The sequence below is a fragment of the Microbacterium sp. Leaf161 genome, from assembly GCF_001423645.1.
GTDB lineage: Bacteria > Actinomycetota > Actinomycetes > Actinomycetales > Microbacteriaceae > Microbacterium > Microbacterium forte.
On sequence record NZ_LMOW01000001.1, the window covers coordinates 2,651,988 to 2,677,831 of the forward strand.

General features: G+C 67.7%; 25 protein-coding genes and 1 pseudogene. 14 read left to right on the forward strand and 12 right to left on the reverse strand.

The window, feature by feature from the left end:
* Nucleotides 1-82: 82 nt before the first annotated feature.
* Genes ASF87_RS12575 through ASF87_RS12585 form a run of 3 tightly spaced genes read right to left on the reverse strand, consistent with a single transcriptional unit; the run spans nucleotide 83 to nucleotide 3,410 of the window.
* Nucleotides 83-1,276: a DUF4350 domain-containing protein gene (locus tag ASF87_RS12575; RefSeq protein WP_157550068.1), complete on the reverse strand. Its 1,194-nt coding sequence runs from the start codon at nucleotides 1,274-1,276 to the stop codon at nucleotides 83-85.
* The gene (locus ASF87_RS12580; RefSeq protein ID WP_042541930.1) at nucleotides 1,273-1,914 is read right to left on the reverse strand and encodes a DUF4129 domain-containing protein; all 642 of its coding nucleotides are present in this window, start codon (nucleotides 1,912-1,914) and stop codon (nucleotides 1,273-1,275) included. Before ASF87_RS12580 ends, ASF87_RS12575 begins: the two co-directional genes overlap by 4 nt.
* Entirely contained in the window at nucleotides 1,911-3,410 is a 1,500-nt protein-coding gene (locus ASF87_RS12585; protein WP_056376506.1) for a glycerophosphoryl diester phosphodiesterase membrane domain-containing protein, read from the reverse strand. The genes ASF87_RS12580 and ASF87_RS12585 overlap by 4 nt, the downstream gene beginning before the upstream one ends.
* A 95-nt stretch (nucleotides 3,411-3,505) precedes the next feature.
* Here ASF87_RS12585 and mtrA point away from each other — a divergent pair, with 95 nt between their 5' ends.
* The 5 genes from mtrA to hpf all read left to right on the forward strand — a co-directional run bounded on the left by mtrA (nucleotide 3,506) and on the right by hpf (nucleotide 9,138).
* The gene (gene mtrA / locus ASF87_RS12590) at nucleotides 3,506-4,186 is read left to right on the forward strand and encodes an MtrAB system response regulator MtrA (RefSeq protein WP_056376242.1); all 681 of its coding nucleotides are present in this window, start codon (nucleotides 3,506-3,508) and stop codon (nucleotides 4,184-4,186) included.
* 7 nt (nucleotides 4,187-4,193) lie between these two features.
* A complete protein-coding gene (mtrB, locus tag ASF87_RS12595) occupies nucleotides 4,194-5,870 on the forward strand; it encodes an MtrAB system histidine kinase MtrB (RefSeq protein WP_042541928.1) in 1,677 nt (558 codons plus the stop codon).
* The gene (locus ASF87_RS12600) at nucleotides 5,867-7,585 is read left to right on the forward strand and encodes an LpqB family beta-propeller domain-containing protein (protein WP_056376243.1); all 1,719 of its coding nucleotides are present in this window, start codon (nucleotides 5,867-5,869) and stop codon (nucleotides 7,583-7,585) included. The genes mtrB and ASF87_RS12600 overlap by 4 nt, the downstream gene beginning before the upstream one ends.
* Before the next feature lie 109 nt (nucleotides 7,586-7,694).
* On the forward strand, nucleotides 7,695-8,387 hold the full coding sequence (locus tag ASF87_RS12605) for a ComF family protein (RefSeq protein ID WP_056376244.1): 693 nt from the start codon (nucleotides 7,695-7,697) through the stop codon (nucleotides 8,385-8,387).
* 94 nt (nucleotides 8,388-8,481) lie between these two features.
* On the forward strand, nucleotides 8,482-9,138 hold the full coding sequence (gene hpf, locus ASF87_RS12610) for a ribosome hibernation-promoting factor, HPF/YfiA family (RefSeq protein ID WP_056376245.1): 657 nt from the start codon (nucleotides 8,482-8,484) through the stop codon (nucleotides 9,136-9,138).
* Nucleotides 9,139-9,203: 65 nt separating this feature from the next.
* Here hpf and ASF87_RS12615 read toward each other — a convergent pair whose 3' ends face one another.
* Together ASF87_RS12615 and ASF87_RS12620 are read right to left on the reverse strand one after the other, a co-directional pair.
* The gene (locus ASF87_RS12615) at nucleotides 9,204-10,544 is read right to left on the reverse strand and encodes a hypothetical protein (RefSeq protein WP_056376246.1); all 1,341 of its coding nucleotides are present in this window, start codon (nucleotides 10,542-10,544) and stop codon (nucleotides 9,204-9,206) included.
* 63 nt (nucleotides 10,545-10,607) lie between these two features.
* A complete protein-coding gene (locus ASF87_RS12620) occupies nucleotides 10,608-11,210 on the reverse strand; it encodes a PadR family transcriptional regulator (protein WP_056376247.1) in 603 nt (200 codons plus the stop codon).
* Between the two features lie 164 nt (nucleotides 11,211-11,374).
* Here ASF87_RS12620 and secA point away from each other — a divergent pair, with 164 nt between their 5' ends.
* On the forward strand, nucleotides 11,375-14,182 hold the full coding sequence (secA, locus tag ASF87_RS12625) for a preprotein translocase subunit SecA (protein ID WP_056376507.1): 2,808 nt from the start codon (nucleotides 11,375-11,377) through the stop codon (nucleotides 14,180-14,182).
* Nucleotides 14,183-14,250: 68 nt separating this feature from the next.
* Nucleotides 14,251-15,500, forward strand: a pseudogene (locus ASF87_RS18055) (pyridoxal phosphate-dependent aminotransferase).
* On the opposite strand, the gene ASF87_RS18060 reads toward ASF87_RS18055, so the two are convergent.
* Entirely contained in the window at nucleotides 15,424-16,665 is a 1,242-nt protein-coding gene (locus ASF87_RS18060; RefSeq protein WP_056376248.1) for an AAA family ATPase, read from the reverse strand. The pseudogene ASF87_RS18055 and the gene ASF87_RS18060 overlap by 77 nt on opposite strands.
* Nucleotides 16,662-17,282: an SAF domain-containing protein gene (locus ASF87_RS12640; protein WP_056376249.1), complete on the reverse strand. Its 621-nt coding sequence runs from the start codon at nucleotides 17,280-17,282 to the stop codon at nucleotides 16,662-16,664. Before ASF87_RS12640 ends, ASF87_RS18060 begins: the two co-directional genes overlap by 4 nt.
* A gap of 97 nt (nucleotides 17,283-17,379) precedes the next feature.
* On the opposite strand from ASF87_RS12640, the gene ASF87_RS12645 reads away from it, so the two are divergent.
* Complete coding sequence (locus tag ASF87_RS12645) at nucleotides 17,380-17,658, forward strand: helix-turn-helix domain-containing protein (RefSeq protein WP_056376250.1); 279 nt, start codon at nucleotides 17,380-17,382, stop codon at nucleotides 17,656-17,658.
* On the opposite strand, the gene ASF87_RS12650 is transcribed toward ASF87_RS12645, so the two are convergent.
* Nucleotides 17,646-18,257 carry a hypothetical protein gene (locus ASF87_RS12650; RefSeq protein WP_056376508.1) on the reverse strand — a complete coding sequence of 204 codons (612 nt, stop codon included), beginning with the start codon at nucleotides 18,255-18,257 and terminating at the stop codon, nucleotides 17,646-17,648. The two genes, ASF87_RS12645 and ASF87_RS12650, sit on opposite strands and share 13 nt — an antisense overlap.
* A 127-nt stretch (nucleotides 18,258-18,384) precedes the next feature.
* Between ASF87_RS12650 and ASF87_RS12655 the strand changes: the two genes are divergently transcribed.
* A complete protein-coding gene (locus ASF87_RS12655; RefSeq protein ID WP_181164351.1) occupies nucleotides 18,385-18,771 on the forward strand; it encodes an Rv3235 family protein in 387 nt (128 codons plus the stop codon).
* Nucleotides 18,772-18,795: 24 nt separating this feature from the next.
* A complete protein-coding gene (locus ASF87_RS12660) occupies nucleotides 18,796-20,280 on the forward strand; it encodes a sensor histidine kinase (protein ID WP_056376251.1) in 1,485 nt (494 codons plus the stop codon).
* A gap of 75 nt (nucleotides 20,281-20,355) precedes the next feature.
* Here ASF87_RS12660 and ASF87_RS12665 read toward each other — a convergent pair whose 3' ends face one another.
* Nucleotides 20,356-20,604, reverse strand: coding sequence for a WhiB family transcriptional regulator (locus ASF87_RS12665; protein WP_028503730.1), 249 nt, complete (start codon nucleotides 20,602-20,604; stop codon nucleotides 20,356-20,358).
* A 235-nt stretch (nucleotides 20,605-20,839) separates the two neighbouring features.
* Between ASF87_RS12665 and ASF87_RS12670 the strand changes: the two genes are divergently transcribed.
* A complete protein-coding gene (locus ASF87_RS12670; RefSeq protein WP_056376252.1) occupies nucleotides 20,840-21,223 on the forward strand; it encodes a hypothetical protein in 384 nt (127 codons plus the stop codon).
* Between the two features lie 3 nt (nucleotides 21,224-21,226).
* On the opposite strand, the gene bcp is transcribed toward ASF87_RS12670, so the two are convergent.
* Genes bcp through aroA form a run of 3 tightly spaced genes read right to left on the reverse strand, consistent with a single transcriptional unit; the run spans nucleotide 21,227 to nucleotide 24,105 of the window.
* Complete coding sequence (gene bcp / locus ASF87_RS12675) at nucleotides 21,227-21,700, reverse strand: thioredoxin-dependent thiol peroxidase (protein WP_056376253.1); 474 nt, start codon at nucleotides 21,698-21,700, stop codon at nucleotides 21,227-21,229.
* A 9-nt stretch (nucleotides 21,701-21,709) separates the two neighbouring features.
* Nucleotides 21,710-22,783 (reverse strand): ribosome small subunit-dependent GTPase A, encoded by a 1,074-nt coding sequence (gene rsgA / locus ASF87_RS12680; protein ID WP_056376254.1) that lies wholly within the window; start codon nucleotides 22,781-22,783, stop codon nucleotides 21,710-21,712.
* Nucleotides 22,780-24,105 (reverse strand): 3-phosphoshikimate 1-carboxyvinyltransferase, encoded by a 1,326-nt coding sequence (gene aroA, locus ASF87_RS12685; protein ID WP_042541913.1) that lies wholly within the window; start codon nucleotides 24,103-24,105, stop codon nucleotides 22,780-22,782. The genes rsgA and aroA overlap by 4 nt, the downstream gene beginning before the upstream one ends.
* A gap of 69 nt (nucleotides 24,106-24,174) precedes the next feature.
* Between aroA and ASF87_RS12690 the strand changes: the two genes are divergently transcribed.
* The 3 genes from ASF87_RS12690 to ASF87_RS12700 form a co-directional block, all read left to right on the forward strand.
* Nucleotides 24,175-24,837 carry a sigma-70 family RNA polymerase sigma factor gene (locus tag ASF87_RS12690; protein ID WP_042541912.1) on the forward strand — a complete coding sequence of 221 codons (663 nt, stop codon included), beginning with the start codon at nucleotides 24,175-24,177 and terminating at the stop codon, nucleotides 24,835-24,837.
* On the forward strand, nucleotides 24,834-25,079 hold the full coding sequence (locus tag ASF87_RS12695) for a zf-HC2 domain-containing protein (protein WP_056376255.1): 246 nt from the start codon (nucleotides 24,834-24,836) through the stop codon (nucleotides 25,077-25,079). Before ASF87_RS12690 ends, ASF87_RS12695 begins: the two co-directional genes overlap by 4 nt.
* A gap of 40 nt (nucleotides 25,080-25,119) precedes the next feature.
* Nucleotides 25,120-25,844 (forward strand): GNAT family N-acetyltransferase (locus tag ASF87_RS12700; protein ID WP_157550069.1); only part of this gene is annotated, 725 nt, incomplete at its 3' end.

The following is a 25,844-nucleotide window of genomic DNA, read 5'->3' on the forward strand; positions in this document are numbered from 1 at the left end:
CGTCGTTGAATGTCTCAGCGGTCACGTGGTGTCCTCGGCTTCCGTTCGGATGGATGGACGGCGGTTCGGTGGCATCGGCGGATCACTCGGATCTCCGTTCGGTGAAGGAGGAGGCGTCGACCGCGCTCTCGAGCTCCTGCAGGCGCCGCGCGAGATCGATCAGCGAGGGATCGTCGGCAGGCGTCGCACCGCCGAGCAGGTCGTGCAGAGATCCGCGAGGGATGCGCAGCCGGTCGGCCGCGGCATCCGCGACCTCCTCGGCGCCCGCGGTGAGGGCGAGTCCGAGCCTGCGCGCGAGCCGACGCCTGCTGCCGTCGCGGATCGCCTCGGCCGCATGCGCGGCGTCACCTGCCTTCGCTGTCAAGCGTGCCCGTCCGTGCATCGTCTCCGAGGCGCGCACGGTCACCGGAAGGGTCTCGGCGACGAGAGGTCCGAAGCGCTGTCCGCGCCACAGCGCTGCTGCGACGACGGCGATCATGAGCAGCAGGATGGCGGGCGTCACCCATGCGGGCGTTAGCGAGCCGAGCGTGTCGTCGGTCTCACCTTCGATGTCGGTGTCGTCGAAGCTGGGCACGTACCAGACCACCCGCTCGGTCTGACCGAGCAGAGCGAGTCCGAGGGCGGCGTTCCCGTCTTCCGCGAGGTAGGCGTTGCTGAAGAGACGCGCGCCCTCGACGACGGCGTGCGTCTTGCCGTCGCCCTCGTCGATGAGCACGGCCGCCGCATCGCCGGCGCCGAAGCAGCCCTCCACGCCGTCGGCCGGCGTGAACAGCCGATCAGGGCGGATGGTGCCGACCTCCGCGAACTCGGGGGCGTCGCAGCCGGCCTGCACCGGAGCCGAGTCCGGCGCGGCGTTCTCGCCGATGCGCAGAAGGGTCAGCAGATGAGTGCTGCTCGAGAGGAACACGACTCGCTGGGCCGGTTCGATCAGCTCGGAGATCCCGTCGTCGGAGAGCGTATAGGGATTGGCCATCACGAGTGTGGCGTCGTCGTCGAGCGCAGCTCGTGCCTCGTTCCGCGAGCGGAACACCGAGACCTCGACGCCGTTGTCCTCCAGGATCCGGGCGATGGCCATGGCTCCGGAATCGCCCACGCTCTCCGGATCCAGTGAGCCGCGTTGATCGGGCATGCGCACGCCGACCTGTATCGCCACGAAGACGCCGCCGAGAACGAGCGCCACGACGATCGCCCACCCGAGCAGCGACCGCGATCTTCCGCCACGAGGCGCGCGTTCGGCCGTCGACGTCGGGGCATCGCGCTGCGTGACCACGCTCACGCGGGCACCGCCTCTGGGCGCAGCGCACTCAGACGGTCGTCGGTGGCCGCGAGCTCGGCATAGCGCTCAGCAGTCGCGGGATGCCGGAGGTAGCGCACGTCGTCGAAGGAGATCGCAGCCTGGCGCACCGGTGTCGTCTCCGCAGGGAACACGACCGAGACCTCGCGCGCGATCGCCTGCGCGGTCGCTCCCGGGGAAGGATCGATGAGGTCGCGCTCGAGGAGCCCTCGGGCGAGCGCGCGGAATCGCAGAATGGTGGCCTCGTCCCAGTCGCCTCCGCGTGCACAGCGATCGGCATCGGCTCGCAGCTGCGCGGCCGAGCGGTCGTCGTCCGCGCCGAGGAGGCCGGACCCGGGCCGACGGACAGCCTGGGCGCGGCGCGGGCGGCCCCAGATGATGAGCGCCGCCACGAGGGCTCCGAAGACGATGATGCTCACGATGATCAAGGCTGAGGGCCCCACGCTGGCGCCGTTGTCGGAGCTGAAGAGGTCGGCGAGGAATCGTCCGATGTCACGCGCGACGAGGTCGAACCAGGTGGGCTTCGCATCGGCGTAGCGCGGATCGGAGAGCTCCTGCTCGGCCCATTGCCGCGCATCGTCTCCGTCGGGGACCCACACGTCGTCGAGCGAGCGGATCATGCAGGTCCTTCGCTGCCGGCTCCGGGCGCGGCCCAGGTGGCTTCGTCGGGGGAAGCCGGCGAAGCCGCAGGAGCCGGGGGAGCAGCAGGGGGCGAGTACGCGGGTGGCGTCGAGGCGTCCGCGGGCGACTGAGGCGGGGCAGGTGTGACCGCTCCCGGATATGGCGGCTGCGCCGGGTATGGCTGTGCCGGGTACTGCTGTGCCGGGTACTGCTGTGCCGGGTACTGCTGGGCGTAGGGCGGCTGCGCCGGGTACTGCTGTGCCGGGTACTGCTGAGCGTAGGGCGGCTGCCCCGAGTGCTGCTGCGCCAGGTACTGCTGAACGTAGGGCGGCTGCCCTGAGTACTGCTGTGCCGGGTACTGCGGCACCTCATAACCGGCGGCCGTCATCGTGGCCCATTCCGGGATCTGCTTCGGCGGCGGAGCGCTCGAGACGGCGCGTGCCGGATCGACGGCGAACGGATCGCCGAGCTGCTCGTCCGTCCATCCGAGATCGCGTCTCTCGACGTGACTGATCAGTGCCTGATCGAGACCCTCGTACCGCATCCGGCTGTCGAGATACACCAGAGTCCCGGCGGTGCTCTGCACCACGAGGGTGATGGCCTGCAGCACGAGCAGCAGGATCTGCGGGGCGAGGAGCGCGAAGACGAACCCCATGATCGCCGCGGTGTCGGCAGAGCCGGTCGGAGCGATGGTCGACCCGAGCATCGAGCTCACCAGTGAGACGGGCAGATTCACGAGCTGCATCGCCACACCCATGATGGCGCCGATGAGGAAGGTGACTCCCCAGGCAATCCAGAAACGACCGCGGGTGAGGCGCCACGAGCGCACGAGCGCATCGCGGAACTTCGCTCGCTCGAGCACGAGGATCGACGGCACGAGGAGCAGTTTGGTCGTGAGCCAGACCATGAGGGGGACGATGGCGAGCAGCAGGACCACGATGAGGATGACGATGCCGCCGATGGCTTCGATGGAACCGCCGAGCCCACTCGCGACGAAGCCGGCGATGATGACGAAGAGGATCACGATCACGCCGAAGACGAAGATGACGGAGAGCGACGCGAACGCCGCGAGCCGCCAGAACGACGGGATCATCTTGCGCCAGAGGGTCTTGAGGCTCGCCTTCACCCCGATCGCGGCGAAGCCGACCTCGGCTGCGACGACGCCCTGCATCAGGGCGGTGAAGGCGACGGATGCGAGGCCCACGGCGATGCCGGCGACGATGTTCATCGCGATGGTGCCTGCGAACACGGCCTCGAAGTCCGCAGAGGAGGGCGACAGCGACTCGAGTCGCGTGAACGTGGTGACGAACACGAAGCCCATCACCGTGGCGCTCAGCACGACGACCGCCAGCTGGATCACGACCCCGAAGCCGAAGAGGACCTTGGGGTTGTGCCGCAGCGCGACGAACGACTTGCTCAGCAGCATCCCGAATGTCAGCGGATGCAGGGGGATGATGCCCTTCTTCGGGGCAGGGGTCCACGTCTGGCCGCTCACCGGCACTCCCTCCGTCGTGCGCTCCCATCGTGTCACAAGACCCGTCGGCGCGTAGACATGGGGGCTGTGGTACTGAGTGCCATAAGGTAACAGTTATGACCTCACGCATTCTTGTGGTCGACGACGACACCGCGCTCGCCGAGATGATCGGCATCGTGCTGCGCACCGAGGGCTTCGAGCCGGTGTTCTGCGCCGACGGTGCGCGGGCGGTCGATGAATGGCGCACACAGCGCCCGGACCTCGTGCTGCTCGACCTGATGCTTCCAGGCATGGACGGCATAGAGATCTGCTCCCGGATCCGCGCCGAATCCGGCGTCCCTGTCATCATGCTCACCGCCCGCAGCGACACGGCAGATGTGGTGCGAGGGCTCGAGGTCGGAGCCGACGACTACATCGTCAAGCCCTTCAACCCGAAGGAGCTCGTCGCGCGCATCCGTACGCGGTTGAGGCCTACGTCGCAGAACGTGGGGGAGCAGCTGCGAGTGGGAGACCTCACCGTCGACGTCGATGCCCATGAGGTGCGCCGTGGCACGGCGCCCATCGCCCTGACGCCTCTGGAGTTCCAGCTGCTCGTCGCGCTGGCTTCGAAGCCGCAGCAGGTGTTCTCGCGAGAGATGCTGCTCGAGCAGGTCTGGGGCTATCACTACAAGGCCGACACGCGCCTGGTGAACGTGCACGTGCAGCGCCTGCGGGCGAAGGTCGAGCTCGACCCGGACAACCCCAAGATCGTCATGACGGTGCGGGGCGTCGGCTACCGTGCCGGGGGCGCGGGCTAGGACCACGATGGCCGCGACCACAGCGACCACCACGGCGGTCGCTGTCATCCGCGACTGGCGTGGTTGGCCAACCGTCCTCCGGGCGCTGTGGCGCAGTTCCCTGCGGTTCCGAACGCTGACGATCACGCTTCTGCTGACGTCGACGGCGATCCTGATCACCTGCGTGACCATGGCGCTCGTGATCCAGAGCGATCTCTTCGAGTCGCGCAAGAACGAAGCGCTCGAAGATGCGGCGCGCTCGGTGAATCAGGCTCAGGCGACCCTCGACGCCACTGCGCTCGGCGACGATCCGGCCGCCCTCCCCGAACTCTGGGACAGCGTGCAGGAAGACCTGGGACGCAATTCGACGGCCGAGGGCCTCGCCGGATTCCGCATGGAGGTCGACCCGGACATCCCTCTCAACGGCTTCACCGCAGGGCTCAGCGACAATCTGATCAGCTCCGGCCTCAGAAACAGGGTGGTCGAGTTCGACGACTGGCAGTCGTGGCAGTCCGTGTCGCTCGAGGTCGGCGGTCGGGAGGTCCCAGGGATCATCGTCGGCCAGCAGCTGCGAGTGCCCGAGGCCGGTCCGTTCGCGATCTACTTCGCCTACGACCTGGCCGATGCCGACAACACCCTGCTGTTCGTGCAGCGCACCCTCTGGGTGGCCGGCATCGGCCTCGTCGCTATCGTCGCCGCGATCTCCTTCATCGTTCTCCGCACGGTGTCGACTCCCATCGTCGAGGCCGCCGAGACGAGCGCGCGACTGGCCTCGGGCGACCTCGGAGTCCGCATCGACGTGCACGGCGAAGACGAGATCGCCACGCTCGGACGCTCCTTCAACGCCATGGCCGACAGTATCGAGTCCCAGATCAAAGAATTGGGCGAGCTGTCGCTCGTGCAGCAGCGATTCGTGTCGGATGTGTCGCACGAGTTGCGGACTCCGCTCACCACGATCCGTCTCGCGGCCGACATGCTGAACGACCAGCGGGGTGCCTTCGACCCGACGACCGCACGCACCACCGAACTCCTCCACACGCAGGTGCAGCGGTTCGAGACTCTGCTGTCGGACCTGCTAGAGATCAGTCGCTACGACGCGGGCTCCGTGCAGCTCGAACTCGAGGCCACGAGTCTCGCGCACCTCGCCGAGGACATCATCGAGCAGATGCAGCCTCTCGCCGACGACCGGGGCAGCGAGCTGAGGCTCGTGGCACCGGGCGGGTACTCGCCGGTCGACATGGATCCGCGGCGAGTGCGCCGAGTGCTTCGCAACCTGATCGGCAACGCGATCGAGCACGGCGAGGGCAGGCCGATCGTGGTCACCGTCGACAGCAACCAGCACGCCGTGGCCGCCGGTGTCCGGGACTTCGGTCTCGGCATGGATCCGGCCGATGCGGAGCGGGTGTTCGACAGATTCTGGCGGGCGGACCCCTCTCGCCAGCGCACGCTGGGGGGCACGGGGCTCGGACTGTCGATCGCGCTCGGCGACGCGACTCTGCATGGTGGATCGCTCGATGTCTGGTCCGAGCTCGGTGTCGGCACGAACTTCGTGCTGACACTGCCTCGTCGGGGTGACGCGACGGAGGGCCCCTCGCCCATCCCCATCGAGCCTCAGGAGCGTCTCGGCGAACCCGGCGACGCCACGCAGCCGATCCAGCTCGCCGACGTGCCGGCCGAGCTCTTCGATCGAGGGAGCATCGAATGACGGCCAGGACCCGACGCGCGCTGCGCGGGCTCGCTATCGCGACAGCTGCGATTCTCCTGTCTGCGTGCACGGGCCTCCCGACGACCGGAGACGTGCAGAGGGGCAACCCGCTCGGGGCGTCTCCGGAGGGTCAGGACTTCCTTCCGCTCGCCTCAGATCCCGTCGACGGCGCAGGCCCGGAAGAGATCGTCGAGGGCTTCATGGAAGCGGCGATCACTCCCGCTGACAACTGGGACACCGCTCGCAGATTCCTCACCCCGGAACTCGCATCGACCTGGCGTCCGAACACCGGGGTGTCGATCGACGTGAGCGCCGCGACGCGTTCGTTCGTCTCGAACGTCGAGGACGACAGCGAGGCGGAGGACGGAGACACCGCCGACGTGCGAGTCGCCTTCGACCAGATAGCCAGCGTCGACGCGACCGGGGCGTACTCCGAGGCCTTCGGCGCCTCCAACTCCGCCTTCGTGGTCGAGCGCACGAAGGGCCAGTGGCGGATCGCCGAGGCTCCGGACGGTGTGGTGATCGACGAATCGAGGTTCGCGCGGGTCTATGACGACTATGCACTGCAGTACTTCGACCAGACATGGGAGCGTCTCGTGCCCGACGTGCGCTGGTTCCCCAGACGCGCCACGGTCGCCACGACCATCGCGCAGTCGCTGATCGGCGGGGCACCGCGGCCGTGGCTCGACCCCGCGGTGCAGAGCGCGTTCCCACAGGAAGTGCAGCTCGCCCGCGACGCCGTTCCGATCGACCAGGATCAGATCGCCGATGTCGCACTGAACCGAGCGGCCCTCGGTCTCGACCCCACGACCCTCGCACGCATGCGCACGCAGCTTCAGGCCACCCTCGTCGCTGCGGGGGTGCAGATCGACCAGGTGCGTTTCACGGTCGACGGGCGGGCGTTGGAAGCCGGAGTCGTCGAGGTCGTGACCGACACGGCGGATGCAGGCAGTCTCGTGATCAAGGACGGGACGTTCGGGATGCTGGTGGGTGGCGAGATCACCCCGATCCCGGGTGTGACGGATCAGATCCTCAACGCGGGTCAACCGGTCACAGCGATCGACGTGTCGGTCGACAGCTCTCGCGCGGCCGTGCAGTTGATCGACGGTCATGTGTGGCTCGCTGGAGACGGCGGCTTCGATGAACTGGATGCGCGCCCGTCGCTGGTGCGGCCGTCGCTGGACCCCTACGACTACACCTGGTCGGTGCCCTCGAATGCGCCTGCCGCTCTGCAGGCGATCGGGAGCGACGTCGCCCCGCAGACCATCGCGGGCGCGTGGCCCGAGGCGTCGACGGTCTCCGCCATCCGAGTCTCCGCCGATGGCGCCCGAGTGGCTGCAGTCGTCGTGATCGGAGGAGAGCGCTGGATCGTCGTCTCCTCGGTGATCCGCGACGAGACAGGACTGCCCACCGAACTCGGCCCGACCGAGCCGATCGCACAGCTCGACGGCAGCGCTGTGGGGCTCGTCTGGTTGGGGGCCGACCGTCTGGGCCTGCTGACCGACCCGGGCGACCGGATGGTCGTCACGCAGGTGGTCGGAGGGCCGGGCGAGACCGAGGTCGGCCCGACGGGCGCGGTCTCGATCGCGGGTGCGCGAGCCGCTACCGGCCTGCGGGTCCTCGGCGCCGAGGGTGCTGTGTTCGCGCGAACCGGGTCGGCGTGGAGCGAATCGGTCACGGGCGTCTCGCTTCTCGCCACCCGAGCAGGTCACTGAGCGCGACTGCCTCTGCACGCCGGGCCTGTGACGGCTGAGCACTCACAGCCGGCGGGTTCCGCACAGGGCTGCGGTCCAGAGGCCTCGGCCGGTGCGGCAGGATCGACGGATGCTCTCGCATCCGCTCGCCCGTGCCATCGGTGTCGAGGTGCTCGCTCTGCTGCTCGCAGCGACCTGCGCAGGCTGCGGCCGCCCTGAGACGATGCTGTGCGACGCGTGTCGAGAGGGCATCCGAGCAGCGCCCTTGATGCGACGCACGCCGAGCGGCCTGCTCGTCCGGGCCGCCATGCCGTTCGAGTCCATCGCGTCCCGGTGCATCCGCAGGCTCAAGGATGACGGCGAGACGATGCTCGCGCGCCCGCTCGGAGCGGCGTTGGGTGAGGTTCTCGCTGGCGTCGTCGATGCGCAGGCCGAGCTCGATGACCCGGTGCGCCTGGTGCCGATCCCCACGTCGCAGAGTGCGTTCCGACGACGGGGCTACCGGGTGCCCGATCTGCTGATCAGGCGGGCGGGTGCGGCGCCGGATCGCCTGCTCGCGCGGAGGGGGCGACGTGCGGATCAGCGCGGACTCGACTCGGCGAGCAGGGCGGAGAACGTTCGGGGGAGCATGCGATCACGACCGGCCATCGGGGGCGGGGCGATCGTGCTCGTGGACGACGTCGTGACCACGGGAGCGACTTTCGACGAAGCGGCTCGCACGCTGAGAGAGGCCGGCGCCCGGGTCGTCTCGGCGGTCGCGCTCGCCGCGACACCCCGTCTCGGCGAACGGAATGCGAACGCATCGGAGACACGCAGCAAATGACCCGTGACATCGGAGGTCCGGCGGACTACCGTTGGGGGTCACAAGGCGACCACGGTCCGCCCTTGGCCGGGAGGACCGGGACAAGGAGGCAGCAATGGAAACGAGCATCGTTGGCGTCGGGGTGGGTATCACCGACCGATTCCGCACCGTTGTCGAAGAGAAGATCGCCAAGATCCAGACGTTCGCGTCCCGTGCGCAGCGGCTGGATGTCAAAGTCACCCACCGGGTGTATCGCAACGGTCATGTGCCGGATGAGACCGTCGAGCTGACGCTCATCAGCAAGGGGCCCGTCGTTCGCGCCGAGGCCACGGACGGAGACAAGTTCGTCGCACTCGACATGGCCGTCGACAAGATGGCCGAACAGCTTCGTCGGGCCAAGGAGAAGCGAGTCGACGGACGCCAGCATCCGCGTGGGGCGCACTTCGAGAAGGAGAGCGGTGCGCTCGAGGGCATCGACGTCGAGCCGGCATCGGTGGAGGTCCTTCGCGCGGTCGCGACGGGCGCTGTGCCGATCCAGAACGACGACGACGAGGTCTACTCGCCGGTGGTCATCCGCACCAAGAACTTCGGAGCGGAATGGATGACCGTCGAAGAGGCCGTCGACCGGATGGAGCTGGTCGGGCACGACTTCTTCCTCTTCGTCGACGTGCGCACCGATCACCCGAGCGTCGTCTACCGACGCAAGGGCTGGGACTACGGTGTGATCGCGCTCGAGACGCAGGCTCCGCCCACTGAGGCACTCGCCTCCTGAGGCTGATACGACGACGGCCCGGCTCCAGAAGGAGTCGGGCCGTCGTCATGTGCTGAGGGTGCCGGTCAGTCGAAGATTCCGTCGAGAATGCTCCCGATGACCAGGCCGCCCAGAATTCCGGAGGCGACGTCGCTGCCCCCGCCGCGTCGGCCGCCGCCGCTCCAGCCGCCTCCGCCCCAGCCGTCGCCGCCGCCGCCCCAACCCTGGTCCTGCGGACGGGATGAATCGATGTCCCGCTGCGCGAGCTGCAGGGCTTCCGAGGCGAGGTGCGCGACGCGCCGAGCACTGGCCAGCGCTTCATCGCGGGTCTCTTCCGCCGGAAGCAGGTCTGAGAGATCGACGCGCAGCCTCTCGGCCTCTGCGAGGCGAGTGCGGGCATCCGCACCGATCCAGCCCCGGTGCCCTGCGATGAGTCCGCGAGCGACGCCCAGCTGACGATCCGCGTCGTCGATCGCGTGCTGCACCTGCTGGATGCTGGGCAGCGGGTGCGCTTCACGGTGGCGGGCGGTGGCGATCGCGTCGTCGAGCGCGGTGTTCGCCTCGCGCAGCCGCGACAGCTCCGCGAAGGGGTCGCCGGGTGAGCCTGCGGGCGACAGCGCGCTGAGTGCGTCCTGGAGGGCGGAGACCGCAGCGGTGACCGCCGGCACCTGCGGAGCGGTCCGGGCGGCGATGAGGTCGCTGCGCGAGTCAGCGACGACCTCCGCGAGGGTCGACTCCGCGCGCAGCGCCTCGATCTCGAAGTCCTCGACGGCATCCAGCAGAGCGGAGGCGCGGCGCGTCGCCTCGGTCGCGGTCTCGAGGGCGAGGTTCGCCTCCTCGTTCTGCTTCGCGGCGCGTCGACGCTCCGACACGGCGGCTCCATGAGTGGCGAAGGCGATCAGCTGCTCGGCTTCCGCGGCGCTGGCCGCGATCTGGTGCATCGCCGAATCCGCGTATCGCGAGGAGAGACGGGCGACGGTCTCGTTGGTCTGCGGGATCCGCGCGCTCAGCGTCTCGGCATCCGCTCGCACCTGGGCGATGACCTCGGGCGCTCGGCGCACCTTCGAGATCGATGTCGCGAGGTCCGACGTCTTCTCATCGAGCAGGTCCTGTGCCCAGTCGCACAGCTGCATGATCCGCGCGTTGCGGGTGCGGAGCTCCTCTGGAGTGTCGGGGATCTCGTCGTGGTTGAGCTGGTGGAGCTGAAAAGCCTCGCGCAGGTGAGTGCGCACCGCGCTCAGCGCCTTCTTCAGATCCCGAGTCAGCTGCTCGCCGAGCTCGGCCTCCGCAAAAGCCAACTCGTCGGAGGTGCTCCTGATGCGCTCGTCAGCGGAGACGAGTGCCTGCTCTGCGCGGCGAGCCAGGTCGGCGTCCTGTGCGGCCAGTTGTTCCTGCTCGCGCTTGCGTCTGCCCCATATTCCAGCCATAGGACTGATCCTAGTTTCCCGGGCGACGTCACTGGCTGTGCATACGCTTGAGGCGAACTGCGCTCAGGCGAGCGCCGACAGTTCGGTCCTCGACGGACGGCCGCGCTTCGGTCGCTCGGTCGTGAGCTCCAGAGCGAGCGCGTGCTGGGGATGCTGTGCGAGACGGGCCTGCACATGGTCGAGCCAGCGGAGCTCTGCCTGTGCGGTGAAGATCATCGAGTCAACGACGAGCGACCACGCGAGCCCCTGGGGACTGTCGTCCTCGCGTGACTCCCTCGCCGTGGCGAGTTGCTCGAGATGCTCTTCAGACGCCGCGCGCTGGGTCTCGATCACGCGAGTCGCATCCGCGCCGGGAAGCGTCGCCGCGACGGCCAGCTTGATCGCGAGCTCGTCGCGGGTGGCCTGGCTCCGCGCGACGGGGGAGGCCAGCCAACGGTCGACCTCGAACGACCCGGCGTCGGTGATCTCCCAGTACACATGCCCCTGCAGATCGGCGGCTCCACGCTCGACGAGTCCGTCGCGCTCGAGGCGCTCGAGCGTGTTGTAGATCTGACCGACGTTGAGCGGCCAGATCGAGCCGGTGCGTCGGTCGAACTCGTGACGGAGCTGGTAGCCGTAGCACGGGCCCTGCACGAGGATCGCGAGCAGACTCTGTCGGACCGACATGTGGACCTCCCGGTGTCGAGGAACAATATATACATACTCGGAAACGTCATGGCGGCGCGCCATGCGGACGACGTCCAGGTCACGGACGGGTAACATGACAAGGTATGCCTGGCACGCGCCCGACAAGCGGCGCCGCCGGAACCATCGACAGGGAGATGACATCTGTGGCGAATCCTCTTGAGAAGCTGCTGCGCGCTGGAGAAGGGCGGGTCATCCGTCGCCTGAACCAGGTGGTCAAGGCCGTGAACGCGCTGGAAGAGGACATCTCCAAGCTCACGGACGACGAACTGCGCAACGAGACCGCCGAGCTGCGCGAGCGGTTCGCGAAGGGCGAGTCGCTCGACCAGCTCATGCCTGAGGCGTTCGCCGCGGTGCGTGAGGCGGCGAAGCGTACGCTCGGCATGCGTGCATACGACGTGCAGATCATGGGTGGTGCCGCACTCCACCTCGGCAACATCGCCGAGATGAAGACCGGTGAGGGAAAGACCCTGGTCGCCACATTCCCGGCCTACCTGAATGCGATCGCGGGCGAGGGCGTCCACGTGATCACGGTCAACGACTTCCTCGCGAGCTACCAGGCCGAGCTCATGGGCCGCGTGTACCGGGCACTCGGCATGTCGACGGGCATCATCGTCTCCGGTCAGACGCCGGCTGTCCGCCGCGAGCAGTACGCGTCTGACATCACCTACGGCACGAACAACGAGTTCGGCTTCGATTACCTTCGCGACAACATGGCGTGGCGCAAGGAAGACCTCGTCCAGCGTGAGCACTACTTCGCGATCGTCGACGAGGTCGACTCGATCCTCATCGACGAGGCTCGGACGCCGTTGATCATCTCAGGCCCCTCGTCAGGTGAGGCCAACCGCTGGTTCGCCGAGTTCGCGAAGATCGCCCGCACCCTCGAAGCAGGCGTCGACTACGAGGTCGACGAGAAGAAGCGCACCGTCGGCGTGCTCGAACCCGGCATCGAGAAGGTCGAGGACTACCTCGGCATCGACAACCTCTACGAGTCCGCTAACACCCCGCTGATCTCGTTCCTCAACAACTCGATCAAGGCTCTCGCGCTCTTCAAGAAGGACACCGACTACGTCGTCATGAACGACGAGGTCATGATCGTCGACGAGCACACCGGCCGCATCCTGGTCGGCCGCCGCTACAACGAGGGCATCCATCAGGCCATCGAGGCGAAGGAGGCCGTGCCGGTCAAGGCCGAGAACCAGACTCTCGCCACCGTCACGCTGCAGAACTACTTCCGTCTCTACGACAAGCTCGCCGGCATGACCGGTACCGCCGAGACCGAGGCGGCCGAGTTCATGTCGACCTACAAGCTCGGCGTCATCCCGATTCCCACGAACCGGCCGATGATCCGCAAGGATCAGTCGGATCTGGTCTACAAGAACGAGACCGCCAAGTTCGCCCAGGTCGTCGAGGACATCGCCGAGCGCCACGCGAGCGGCCAGCCGGTGCTGGTCGGCACCGTCAGCGTGGAGAAGAGCGAGTACCTGTCGCGACTCCTCGCGAAGAAGGGCGTCAAGCACGAGGTGCTGAACGCGAAGAACCACGCGCGCGAGGCCGAGATCGTGGCACGCGCAGGACGACTCGGCGCCGTCACCGTCGCCACCAACATGGCCGGCCGTGGAACCGACATCATGCTCGGCGGCAACGCCGAGTTCCTCGCCGTGCAGGAACTCAAGGGCAAGGGGCTCGACCCGGTCGAGACGCCCGAGGAGTACGAGGTCGCGTGGGACGAGACCTACGAGTCGATGAAGGCGATCGTGGCCGAGGAGGCCGAGAAGGTCATCGAGGCCGGCGGCCTCTACGTCCTGGGCACCGAGCGCCACGAGTCGCGTCGGATCGACAATCAACTGCGGGGCCGTTCCGGTCGTCAGGGCGACCCGGGTGAGAGCCGCTTCTACCTGAGCCTCACCGACGACCTGATGCGTCTGTTCCAGTCGGGGGCCGCCGAGGCGATCCTGGCTCGCACCAACTTCCCCGACGACGTCCCGATCGAGTCGGGTCTCGTGTCGCGGGCCATCCGCAGCGCCCAGTCGCAGGTCGAGTCCCGCAACGCCGAGATGCGAAAGAACGTCCTCAAGTACGACGACGTCCTGAATCGTCAGCGTGAGGCGATCTACGCCGACCGTCGCCACATCCTGCAGGGCGACGACATCGCCGACCGGGTGCAGCACTTCATCGAAGACGCGATCAGCGGCGTGGTGCGGGATCACACAGGCGAGGGGCACAACGAGAGCTGGGACTTCGACGCACTCTGGACGGAGCTCAAAACGCTCTACCCGGTCAGCGTGACGATCGACGAGGTCGTGTCCGAGGCCGCCGGCCGCAAGGGCGGGATCACTGCGGACGGCCTGACCCGCGAACTGCTCTCGGACGCGAAGATCGCCTACGAGACCCGCGAAGAGTCGCTCGGAGAGGCGGCCACCCGTGAGCTCGAGCGTCGTGTCGTGCTCCAGGTCCTCGACCGTCGCTGGCGCGATCACCTCTACGAGATGGACTATCTCAAAGACGGCATCGGTCTTCGCGCGATGGCGCAGCGCGACCCGCTCATCGAGTACCAGCGCGAGGGCTACGCGATGTTCCAGTCGATGATGGGTCAGATCAAGGAGGAGTCCGTCGGGTACCTCTACAACCTCGAGGTCGAGGTCCGCCGGGCGGGCGACTCGCAGACTGCCGAGGTCGAGGCCAAGGGCCTCGCCGAAGGCGGCGGAGACCAGCGCCTCGAGTACTCAGCGGCGAACGATGCCGGCGAGGTCGAGGTCCGAGACGACCGAGGACAGGTTCAGCAGGCTGCGACCGAGAAGCTCCGTCAGGCGGCTGCCGCGCGTCAGGCGCCGGCCGAGCCGGCCGAGGCCGAGGATGCTCCGCGCGGTGCGTTCGGCCAGCGCACGGAGGCCCCCGCAGCACCTGCCGGCAACCGTGAGCAGCGCCGGGCGCAGAGCAAGAAGAAGAAGTAGCCAGGAGGTTCGATGAGGGGCCGGTCCGTATGGATCGGCCCCTCTTCGCGTCATTGTAGGCTTGCGCAATGACACCAACGCGCCACTTCGACCAGTCGTCGAAGCTCAAGAACGTCCTGTACGAGATCCGTGGAAACACGCTCGTCGAGGCGGCGCGGCTCGAGGCCGAGGGACACCGGATCCTCAAGCTCAACACGGGAAACCCCGCCATCTTCGGCTTCGAGGCACCCCACCAGATCGTGCACGACATGCTCGCGGCGCTTCCGACCGCGCACGGATACAGCGACAGCAAGGGGATCATCTCGGCACGCCGCGCCGTGGTCAGCCGGTATGAAGAGATCCCCGGGTTCCCCCGGTTCGATCCCGAGGACGTCTTCCTCGGAAACGGCGTGTCCGAGCTCATCACGATGACGATGCAGGCGCTCCTCGACGAGGGCGATGAGGTGCTCATCCCGGCCCCCGACTATCCGCTGTGGACTGCCATGACGAGTCTGGCTGACGGCACTCCCGTGCATTACCTCTGCGACGAGGACAACGGCTGGCAGCCCGACCTCGAGGACATCCGATCGAAGATCACTCCTCGCACCAAAGCACTCGTGATCATCAACCCCAACAACCCGACCGGCGTGGTCTACTCTCGCGAGGTCCTCGAGGGGATGGTTCAGATCGCGAGGGAGAACCAGCTGCTGCTGCTGTCCGATGAGATCTACGACCGCATCCTGTTCGACGGTGCGGTGCACATCCCGACAGCCACGCTCGCGCCTGATCTCCTGTGCCTGACGTTCAACGGGCTCTCGAAGACCTATCGAGTCGCCGGATTCCGGTCCGGATGGCTTGTGATCACCGGGCCGCAGGACCACGCGAAGGGGTTCCTCGAGGGGATCAACCTCCTCGCGTCCACGCGCCTCTGCCCGAACGTCCCGGCTCAGTACGCGGTGCAGGCGGCTCTCGGGGGAGTTCAGTCGATCGATGCGTTGATCGCTCCGACCGGACGCCTGCACGAGCAGCGCGACATCGCGTGGGAGGGGCTCGAGTCGATTCCCGGTGTCTCCTGCGTCAAGCCGGTCGGAGCCCTGTACGCCTTCCCTCGTCTCGACCCGAATGTCCACGAGATCAGGGACGATGCGAAGCTGGTCTACGACCTGTTGGTCTCCGAGCACATCCTTCTCGTGCAGGGGACCGGCTTCAACTGGCCGACGCCCGACCACCTCAGGCTGGTCACGCTCCCCGAGCCTCGCGGGTCACGCTCCCCGAGCCTCGCGTGCTCGCAGAAGCCGTCGAGCGCCTCGGGAACTTCCTCTCGAGCTACCGCCAGTAGACGTGTGCAACGTCGCCGAGGTGTACGTCTCGGCGATCCGACGCACGCCGGCGACCAGGGTCGAACGCGGGGTGAGGTCTGCCATCGGGCGGGCGTGCAGCAGAGCGGAGTCAGCGGCGCGCTGATCGAACGGCAGGAACGCGATGTCGGTGATGCCTGCGAATCTCTCGAGAGTGCGCCGGATCTGACCACGCGCGTCGATGCCCAGGGGGCCGGGTCGGACGCGGTTCACCACGACCCTGATGGGCGTGGGGGCCGTGAGCCGTCGGAGCTCGGCATGCTCCCTCACGAAGCGACTGATGCCGAGCGGGTCGGCCGACGCGACCGCGATGATCGCATCCGCCTCCTGCAGCGCTGCGACCGTGGCCGCGTGACGGCGCGGTCCGGCGAGGTCGTAGGTCGCTTCGTCGTCTGCATCGAAGGCGCTCGCCACGTCGACGACGGTCTCCTCCGCCCAGCTGCGGCAGGCGCGCAGAGTGGTCTGCAGACGACTCGCTCCGAGTTCCGGCCAGCGCCCTGGCCGATTGATGCCGCCGAGGACCTCGATCTCGCCTGCGCTCGTCGCGAGGATCGTCGCCAGCCTCGTGAGCTCGGCTGAGTCGAGTGCGCCGAGTTCTGCGCGTCGGCACGCGGCGGCGATGCCGGGTGCATCGTCGCTGAGCCCCAGAAGCAGCGCAAGCGACGGAGCGACGGTGTCGGCATCGACCAGGGCGGCGCGCCGACCCGTCCGGCAGAGTTCGACGGCGAGTTGGATCGCGATGGTCGACCTTCCAGGGGCGCCGGAGGGGCCCCACACGACCGAGACGCGATGCGGAGGTGGTGCTTCATGCCCGGTGATGTGCGGGATATCAGCGGTGAGTGCTGCCGCGACTTCCCAGCCGCTCGCATCCGCCGGAAGCGCGGTGGTGAGTCCGTAGCGTCCGAGCAGCCTGCTGTCGCTGTCGCCGAGCGGGATGATCCGGACGCCAGCCCTGTCGCACTCGGCGACGAGCTCGGATGTCAGAACGGCACGGGTGGCGACGACGATGGCCGCATCGACGCCTTCGGGCAGAGGAAGGACTCTGTTCGGCGGCACTACGGAGACCACAGTGATCCCCTCCATCTCGAGCTCGTCGGCCAGACCTCGCGCGCGGGCTTCCGGAACAGCGACGATGACCGAGGTCATGAGGTCGAACCGATCGGCACGACCGAGAGGACAGAGCCGCCGGTGATCGCGGCCAGCACCTCGGCGACATCCGCTCGGTCGATCACGACCTCGGCGGTCGTGCCGTCGGCCGAGAGCATCCCCTCCGCCTTCGTGACCGATGTGACGATGGCGTCGGCCACGAGGATACGAGGGGGACCCTGACTGCCACCATCGTCGACCGGTGGCGAATGCCAGAGCTCGATGACACTCCCGGCGGCGACATCGGCCGGGATCCCCGTGCTGCTCTCGACGACAATCGTGGTCGTCCTGTTGGCATCGGCGCTCTCAGCCGCAGAGGTGGCCAGGAGCTCTCCTTCGAAGACCGTGCGGGACGCGACCTGGCCGGCGTGCAGCTCTTGCGGTGCCAGGTAGCGGTCCGACACCGTGCCGAGTCCGACTTCGACCACTTGGAAGTCTTCCGAGACGAGCGCTTCACCGAGAGCGATCGTGCGCGTCGCCTGGAGCACCGGCGTCGTGGTGCCCGAGGAGGAGACGACGGCCCACACGCCGCCGATCGACAACGCGACGACCGCGATGCCGATCAGAAAGCGGGCGTCGCCCCAGACGGCGCGGCGGGAACGGACGAACTTGCTCATGTCGACATGGTCACAGAAATCGATGAGCCCGCTCGAGACTTATCCACAGCATCGGATCGGCGCTGGTGCTCCGGCACGGCAGGAGGACAATGGGAGCATGCCTCATTCCTCTCAGCCCGCGCAGGGCTTCCTCGCGCCGGCCCAGGTGGCGGAGCTGCTGAGCATCGAGGTCGACGAAGTCGTCGAGCTCGTCTACGAGGGGCGTCTGCGCGGATCCAAGCTCGGCGCACCGGCCAGATGGCGCATCGAGGAGTCGAGCCTTTCGGAGTATCTCGATGAGCAGTCGGAAGAGGCCAGACGGATGGCCCTGTGGCGTCAGGCCAACGAGGCGAGCTTCCCGGAGGTCTGGGGTACATCCCGCCGTCACGGCATCTGATCTCCGACGGTCTGCACCGAGGACACCGCGGCGAACGGGATGATCTGAAAGCTGCGGACGGCCGAGGCGATCCGCGCCTCGCCCGGATCATGCAGAGCGAGGTCGAGATGATCCGCTCCCGCCCTGTCGATCGTTCCGTGCATGTCGGAGTCGTCGACGCTGACTATTCGCACCGGCACCCGCCGCCTGGCGAGATCACGCAGAACGAAGCCGAGTGACATGCGCTCGCGGAGCACAGGCGCGGAGCCGTCATGCTCGTCCAGACTGGACAGCAGCAGGCCATGATCGACGGTCAGCCCGCGCACCGCGTGCAACGGAACGATCAGGGTCGACCGCGTCGTGGTCGATTCCTCGGCCTGCGCGATCGTCGCGGCGATCCAATCCGAGCCGAGCGCGTCGAGCCGGGCCCGCACACGAGTTCCGCCGGGCAGGTCGATGGTTGTCGGAGCTGCTGCGGCGCAGAGAACCCTGAGACGGCTGCGAAGCTCGAGTCGCGAGATGCGCAATCGTTCGGATTCGGCATCCAGCGCCGCGCGCTCGCTCTCCCACTCCGAGGCGAGCTGGCCTTCGAGGTCTTCGAACAGTCGATCCCAGTGCACGCGCCCCACCGTAAGCGATGTCCGGGAAGGCATGTACGAGTTATCCACATAGATCCCGAACGCGACCCGAACGGCTACTGGACGCATGCTCTACTTGGCGCAGTCTTCCCGATGGAGAGTGCCTCAGATGATGCTTCACGAGTACTTCGCACCGCAGCCGACGCCTCGCGCCGAGCTGCCGGATCCGCATCCACTGCTGCGGAGCCTGACACAGGGCGTGCTCGAGGTGCTCGCGGGAGTCAGAGAAGTCGATCAGCTCGCCCGCTGGTTCAATGAAGACGCGTACCGGAGCCTGGTGACGCGGGCGAACCTCTCGGCGAGGGCGCGCAGCGCGAGGGGGGTCTCGCCTGCGCGCCCGACTTTCGAGATCCTCTCGATCCGCGTGACAGAACCCGTCGACGGCAAGGTCGAAGCAGTCGTCGTCGTCGCGGGTCCGGGCCGCACCCGGGCGGTGGCGATCCGTCTCGAAGGACTCGACCGTCGTTGGCGTGCGACGTCGCTGGCCGTTCTCTGAGGCTGCGCGCTCTAGGCTGGTGGGGTGTCAACGCTCAGCGACCTCGCCAATGCCCAGGGCCGTCTTGCCGACAACGATGTCGAGTGGCTGCACCGACTCGCCGGTGACGGTCAGCTTCTCGCGGACCTCGCCTCGGCGGACATCGTGGTCTGGATCGAGACCGACGACGGATCGTTCGTTGCCGTCGCGCACGCGCGTCCGAGTGGAGCAGCCACCCTTTTCTATCGGGACATCGTCGGCGAGCGGGTGCGCCCTCAGTGGCGTACGCAGGTGCAGGGGGCGTTCGAATCCGCGGAGATCGTCGACTCGTCGTCGCCGGACTGGTTCGAAGAGACCCCGACGCGTGTTCGAGCTGTGCCGATCGTCAACGAACGTCGCGGCGGAGAGCACCGGGCCGTGGTGATCGGCGTCGTCACCCGGCACACGAACCTCGGCGAGGCCCGGACCCCGTCTCGGCAGCAGATCACGTTCGACGAGTGCGCCAACGACCTCTTCCGCATGATCGCCGACGGAAGCTTCCCGGATCCGGCGGCTCCGACCTCCCCTCGCCGCGGCGCGCCGCGCGCGTCCGACGGCCTGATCCGCATCGATGTCGACGGGATCACGACGTTCGCCAGCCCGAACGCACTCTCGGCGTTCAATCGCATGGGGTTCGATGACGAGCTCGAGGGCGAATCCCTCGCAGAGGTCACCACAAGGCTCGTGCCGCCGTCCCGACAGGTCGACGAGTCGCTGCCCGTCGTCGTGACCGGACGCGCCCCGTGGCGGACCGACATCGAAGCGCGCGGTGTCACCGTGTCGCTGCGCGCGATCCCGCTCAAGGATCACGGAACCCGCATCGGCGCCATCCTGCTGTGCCGCGATGTCTCGGAGCTGCGCCACCAGGAGCAGGAGCTGATCACCAAGGACGCGACGATCCGCGAGATCCACCACCGAGTCAAGAACAATCTGCAGACTGTCGCGTCGCTGCTTCGGATCCAGGCACGACGCACGCACTCCGACGAGGCGCGCGATGCGCTGACCCAGGCGATGAGACGCGTCGACTCGATCGCCGTCGTGCACGACACGCTCGCCCAGGGCCTGACCCAGAAGGTCGACTTCGACGAGGTGTTCCATCGCGTCCTCAAGCTCGTGGCCGAGGTCGCATCGGCACCGAACACCCGCGCGCGCACACGGTCGACCGGCCGCTTCGGCGTCCTGCCGAGCGAGTACGCCACGCCGCTGGCTCTCGCTCTCACCGAGGTCGTCACGAATGCCGTGGAGCACGGTCTCGCAGGGCAAGAGGGCATGGTCACGATCGATGCGGCGCGCACCGAGGAGAATCTGCGCGTCACGGTGCATGACACCGGCAAGGGCCTGCCGGAGGGGCGGATCGGTCAGGGGCTGGGAACGCAGATCATCCGCACCCTCATCCAGGGCGAGCTCAGCGGCTCGATCGAATGGCGGGGGAGCGAAGGCGAGGGCACCGAGGTCGTCATAGACATCCCGCTTCGCTGGCTGACGAAATAGGCGGAGAATCGGCCGCAGCGTCGAGCGGAGACACAGAAGCGGCCCGAGACATCGTCTCGGGCCGCTTCTCGATGTTCAGGAGGCGCGGCGGGCGCGAGCGGCGCGGCGCTTGAGCGCACGGCGCTCGTCTTCGGAGAGGCCTCCCCACACGCCCGAGTCCTGGCTGGACTCGAGGGCGTACTGCAGGCAGATCTCGGTCACCGTGCAGGTGGCGCAGACGGTCTTCGCCTTCTCGATCTGGTCGACGGCCGGACCGGTGTTCCCGACAGGGAAGAACAGCTCGGGGTCGACAGTCAGGCAGGCGGCCTTATCGCGCCAGTCCATGGGGGCTCCTCGGTGTGGTGTTTCAGAAATCGTCGCATTGCGACGACTCGGATTTCGGGTGCAGATCGGGTTCAGCTACCCTGTATGAGATACGGACGGATGCCCGCTTTCTGTGATGCGAGCGCGAAGCCCGCCCCACGCCGCTGTGGGAGCACATGACGCTGTCTATTCTGTTACATGAAACCGGCGAAATCAAGGGTTTCCGCCGTTCTCATTCGATTCTCAGGAGACAACTGTGCGCTCACCCGGCCTCGCTCTGGCGGCTTCCGCGGTTCTCGCGGCAGAGGGCGCCGCATTGATCGTGTTCGCCCTCATCGAGCTCGTCGGTCTCGGCGCAGGTGATGCCGCGTCGCTGCCGACCGCGCTCGCCCTCATCGTGCTGACGCTCATCGGCGCTGTCGCTCTCATCGCGTTCGCCATCGGAACCAGGACGGGCCATTCGTGGGCGCGCTCGGGCGGCGTCGTCTTCCAGGTGCTCGCCGTGGCGCTCGCGCTCGCCTCGCTGACGCTGCAGCCGGTCGCCTGGGCGTTCACCATCGGAGTCGGGCTGCCGGCGCTGCTGTGCTTCGCGCTGCTGATCGCGAGCACGCGCGCCGAGAACGAGCGCCCGGCGGAGTGACTCTCAGGCGTCGATGCCGAGCAGCTTGCGCAGTCGGGCGACGTGCCCTGTCGCCTTGACGTTGTACTGAGCGAGGGTGATCGTTCCCTGCTCATCGAGAACGAAGGTCGAGCGGATGACTCCTTCTACGACCTTGCCGTAGTTCATCTTCTCGCCCCAGGCTCCGTATGCGATGTGCACGGCGTGGTCCGGGTCGCTGAGAAGGGTGAAGGTGAGGCCGTCGCGCTCGCGGAATTCGGCGAGCTTCGCAGGCTCGTCACGCGAGACCCCGATCACGCGGTACCCGGCGCCCTCGAGCGAGGAGATGCTGTCGCGGAAGTCGCAGGCCTGCGTCGTGCATCCTGGCGTCATCGCGGCCGGATAGAAATAGAGCACCGTCTTCTGGCCGCGCAGATCGTCGAGTCGGACGGTCGCGCCGTCTTGGTCGAGAAGAGCGAAGTCGGGGGCAGCGGATCCGGAGTCGAGGCGCGCAGTCACACGTCCAGCCTACCGGCCGGGCGTCTGCTCGGCCTTGTCAGCGAACGTCTGCAGAAGCCTCTGCAGCGAGTCCAGACGCGCTCGCCCGGTCTCGCTCAGCTCGCCGCTCTCGGCCGCTTCGATGAGTGCGCAATCCGGAGCATCCGCGAGGTGCGTGCATCCGCGCGGGCACTTCTCGGCGATCTCCGCCAGCTCGGTGAAGGCGGCGAGGATGTTCGCGGGGTTCACATGCCCGAGACCGAAGGAGCGGACGCCGGGGGTGTCGATCACCCAGCCGTTGCCCTCCGGGCTGACGTATCGCAGCGATACGGTCGACGAAGAGGTGTGCCGGCCACGTCCGGTGACCTGGTTGACGTGCCCCGTCGCGCGCAGAGCGCTGGGCACCAGAGCGTTCACGAGCGTCGACTTGCCCACACCCGAATGCCCGACGAAGACCGTGGAGTGCCCGACGAGGGCAGCGCCGATCTCGTCGACGGGCATCTCGTCCTGCGCACTGGCGAAGACGCGCAGGTCGTCGAGTCCGTCGAAATGCGACAGGAACGCGCTGGGGTCGGCCAGGTCCGTCTTCGTGACGACGAGGAGCGGGCGCACGCCGGCATCCAACGCGGCCACGAGGTAGCGGTCGACGAGGCGGGCACGCGGCTCGGGGTCGGCGGCGGCGACGACGACGAGCATCTGATCGGCGTTCGCGACGATCACCCGCTCGACCTGGTCGGTATCGTCGGCGCTGCGCCGAAGCAGGGACGTGCGGTCGGCGATGCCGATGATCCGCGCCAGGGTGCCGTCTTCGCCTGAGATGTCGCCGACGACCTTGGCGTGATCACCGGTGACGATCGGGTTCCTGCGAAGCTCACGCGCCCGTGCGGCGGTGATCATGCGCTCGTCAGGCGTGTCCTCGTCGATCAGCACGGAGTAGCGACCACGGTCCACCCCGAGGACGCGGCCGATCTGAGCGTCGTCATGCGCAGGCCGTCGCTTGGTGCGAGGGCGGTTGGCCTTCGGGTTAGGGCGCGTGCGGATGCTGCTCTCGTCATAGTCCTCGAAGTCGTCGTCGAGGTCGTCGGAGTCGTCGAGCCAGCTCACGAGGATGCGCCTCGCAGCATTCGCTCCCAGAGGAGAGTGAACTCCGGAAGCGTCTTGGAGGTGGTGCCGATGTCATCGATCTCGACCCCGGGCACGCGCAGACCGATCAGGGCGCCCGTCGTCGCCATCCGATGGTCGTGGTGCGCCGCCCATCGGCCACCGTGCAGCTGTCGGGGAATGATGCGCAGGCCGTCGGAGAGCTCTTCCGCCTCGCCGCCGAGGGCGCGGATGTTGCCGACGAGTGCCGCGATGCGATCGGTCTCGTGGAGTCGGATGTGACCGATACCGCGGATCGTGGTGGGGCCGGACGCGAACGCCGCCAGTCCGACGAGCGTCGGGGTCAGCTCGCTCGCAGCCGAGAGATCCATGTCGAGCCCGCGGATCTCGGCCCCGGCCCGGACCGTCAGCGTTCCGCTGTGACGGCCGACATGCGCACCCATGGCCTGCAGGATCTCGGGAAGCAGAGCGCCGGGCTGGGTGGAGTGCACAGGCCACCCGGGCACCGACACCGCGCCCCCCGTGACCAGTGCAGCGGCGAGGAACGGCGCCGCGTTCGAGAGATCGGGCTCGATCGCGATCTCCTTGGCGCGTGGCACGCCCGCCTCTACGAGCCACTCACCTGTGGCTGGTCGCTCGATCCGGATGCCGCGACGGCTCAGCGCCTCGATCGTCATGTCGATGTGAGGCAGGCTCGGCAGATGATCGCCGGTGTGCACGAGGTGCAGGCCCACGTCGAAGCGCGGGGCGGCGAGCAGGAGTCCCGAGACGAACTGGCTGGATGCCGAGGCGTCGATCTCGACGCGCCCGCCTCGGATGCGACCGTGGCCGCGGACAGTGAACGGCAGGGCCCACGTGCCCTCATCGTCGATGTCGACTCCGAGGTCGCGCAGCGCGCTGATGAGACCACCCATCGGTCGGTGCAGGGCCGTCTCGTGGGCAGTGAGGTGCACGTCGCGCTGGGCGAGCCCGGCCAGCGGCGCGATGAAGCGCATCACCGTGCCGGCCTGGCCGCAGTCGATCGTCGTGCCGCCCATGAGCTTGGCCGGAGTGATCGCGAGGTCGGGCCCGAACTCTCCGTTGCCGTCGATCTCTTCGATGCCGACGCCCAGGGCGCGCAGGGCCTCGATCATGCGGCGGGAGTCGTCGGAGTGCAGTGGAGCGATGAGTCTGCCGGGTCCGTCTGCGATGGCGGCGATGATGAGTTCGCGATTGGTGAGCGATTTCGAGCCGGGGATCGTCACGGTCGCATGAACGGCTCCGGTGCTGATCGGCGCGACATAGACGCCCTGGACAGGGGAGGGGGAATACCTGTTGGCGCTCATCGGTTCCCACCTTAGTAAACGCGAGTGTCCGAACGATCGAATATGGGCGCACGCCGACAAGGAGAGAGCATGCTCGCAACGCTGGAACGCGAGTCGGTGGACCTCACCCGCCTAGACTGGCCGGTGATGGATGACACGGCAACCGCAGAGACGGTCAGCGACCCTCGGCGCGAATTCGAGGAACAGGCGATCCCGTTCATGGATCAGCTCTATGCCGCGGCGATGCGCATGACGCGCAACCCGGCGGACGCTGCTGACCTCGTGCAGGAGACCTTCGTCAAGGCATACGGGTCCTGGGCGACGTTCTCGCAGGGCACGAACCTGAAGGCGTGGCTGTACCGCATCCTCACCAACACGTACATCAACATCTACCGCAAGAAGCAGCGCGAGCCGTTCCAGGGCACGATCGACGAGCTCGAGGACTGGCAGATGGGCGGTGCGGAGTCGACCACCGCGTCGCACAGCCGTTCGGCCGAGGCGGAAGCCATCGACCACATGCCCGCATCGGTCGTCAAGGACGCGTTGCAGGCCGTTCCCGAGGACTTCAGGTTGGCGGTGTACCTCGCTGATGTCGAGGGCTTCGCCTATCAGGAGATCGCGGACATCATGAAGACACCCATCGGCACCGTGATGAGCCGCCTGCACCGAGGCAGGCGCATGCTGCGGGAGCTGCTGGCTGAGTACGCCGCGGAGCGGGGAATCTCCACGGCCGACCCGAGGAGCAAGAAATGACCGACTGCGGCTGCGACAAGGCCCGCAAGGACCTCGAGGAGTACCTCCGCAACGAGGTGTGCAACACCGAGCACACCGAGATCCGTGAGCATCTCGAGAACTGCCCGTCCTGCCGGGATGAGGCGCTAGTGGCGACGACCCTCACCGAGGTCGTGGCGCGCGCGTGCAAGGAGACGGCACCCGAAGAGCTGCGTGACCAGGTGTTCGCTCGACTGCGTGAGGTGCAGGCCTCGCAGCACTGAGGCGGGATGCGGTCCGTCGCGCCTCCCATAGGGTGGAGGAATGACCGACGCGCTTACCGTCCCCGTTGATCCCGTGTCCGCTGGGCGCCTGGCCGCGAAGAACCTCGTCTACCGACTCGTCGACAACGGCTCGGATGTTGATACCGAGGCCTTTCTGCGGGCGGAGGCACGGGGGTTCCTCGATGCCGATCCCACGCCAGAGCAGATCGTCGCAGACCGCGCACTTCTCGCGACTCGGCGCAACGTCGGCGTGTTCGAAGAGAACGCCCCTGACGGCGCCTTCCCGGTCGCCACGGTCAACTCGTGGGTGACTCCGCTGACCGTGCCCGGCGGCGAGGTGGGGATGTGGGCGATCAGCGCTGTCACGGTCTCGGGCACTCATCGTCGCCGCGGCATCGCGCGGAACCTGCTCGAAGGCGAGCTGCGTGCCGCCGCAGGCGCGGGTGTCGCTATCGCAGGCCTCACCGTCTCCGAGGCGACGATCTACGAGCGGTATGGGTTCGCTTCGGCGATCCCCGCAGCCAAGGTGTCGATCGATGCGCCGAGGGCGGGATGGAACGGTCCGGCGACCGATGGCCGCGTCGAGTACGTCGAGCGCGAGACGCTTCAGAAGGACCTGTCCGCTCTGCATGAGCAGGCGCGAACCCAGCGTTCGGGGCAGATCGCCGGGTGGGACGCGCGCTGGGAGCGGATCGCCGGGCTGTCGGTGGGACACACCGCTCCACGGGCCGTCCGAGGCGTGCGTTACGTCGACGCCGACGGGGC

Excerpts from the sequence above, each read along its gene's own strand:
- ASF87_RS12645 (WP_056376250.1), top strand. The coding sequence starts at position 17,380 with ATGCCTCATTCCTCTCAGCCCGCGCAGGGCTTCCTCGCGCCGGCCCAG.
- ASF87_RS12600 (WP_056376243.1), top strand. The coding sequence starts at position 5,867 with ATGACGGCCAGGACCCGACGCGCGCTGCGCGGGCTCGCTATCGCGACA.
- hpf (WP_056376245.1), top strand. The coding sequence starts at position 8,482 with ATGGAAACGAGCATCGTTGGCGTCGGGGTGGGTATCACCGACCGATTC.
- ASF87_RS12695 (WP_056376255.1), top strand. The coding sequence starts at position 24,834 with ATGACCGACTGCGGCTGCGACAAGGCCCGCAAGGACCTCGAGGAGTAC.
- mtrB (WP_042541928.1), top strand. The coding sequence starts at position 4,194 with ATGGCCGCGACCACAGCGACCACCACGGCGGTCGCTGTCATCCGCGAC.
- ASF87_RS12690 (WP_042541912.1), top strand. The coding sequence starts at position 24,175 with ATGCTCGCAACGCTGGAACGCGAGTCGGTGGACCTCACCCGCCTAGAC.
- aroA (WP_042541913.1), bottom strand. The coding sequence starts at position 24,105 with ATGAGCGCCAACAGGTATTCCCCCTCCCCTGTCCAGGGCGTCTATGTC.
- ASF87_RS12615 (WP_056376246.1), bottom strand. The coding sequence starts at position 10,544 with ATGGCTGGAATATGGGGCAGACGCAAGCGCGAGCAGGAACAACTGGCC.
- ASF87_RS12665 (WP_028503730.1), bottom strand. The coding sequence starts at position 20,604 with ATGGACTGGCGCGATAAGGCCGCCTGCCTGACTGTCGACCCCGAGCTG.
- ASF87_RS12580 (WP_042541930.1), bottom strand. The coding sequence starts at position 1,914 with ATGATCCGCTCGCTCGACGACGTGTGGGTCCCCGACGGAGACGATGCG.
- ASF87_RS12605 (WP_056376244.1), top strand. The coding sequence starts at position 7,695 with ATGCTCTCGCATCCGCTCGCCCGTGCCATCGGTGTCGAGGTGCTCGCT.
- ASF87_RS12640 (WP_056376249.1), bottom strand. The coding sequence starts at position 17,282 with ATGAGCAAGTTCGTCCGTTCCCGCCGCGCCGTCTGGGGCGACGCCCGC.
- ASF87_RS18060 (WP_056376248.1), bottom strand. The coding sequence starts at position 16,665 with ATGACCTCGGTCATCGTCGCTGTTCCGGAAGCCCGCGCGCGAGGTCTG.
- ASF87_RS12655 (WP_181164351.1), top strand. The coding sequence starts at position 18,385 with ATGATGCTTCACGAGTACTTCGCACCGCAGCCGACGCCTCGCGCCGAG.
- mtrA (WP_056376242.1), top strand. The coding sequence starts at position 3,506 with ATGACCTCACGCATTCTTGTGGTCGACGACGACACCGCGCTCGCCGAG.
- ASF87_RS12620 (WP_056376247.1), bottom strand. The coding sequence starts at position 11,210 with ATGTCGGTCCGACAGAGTCTGCTCGCGATCCTCGTGCAGGGCCCGTGC.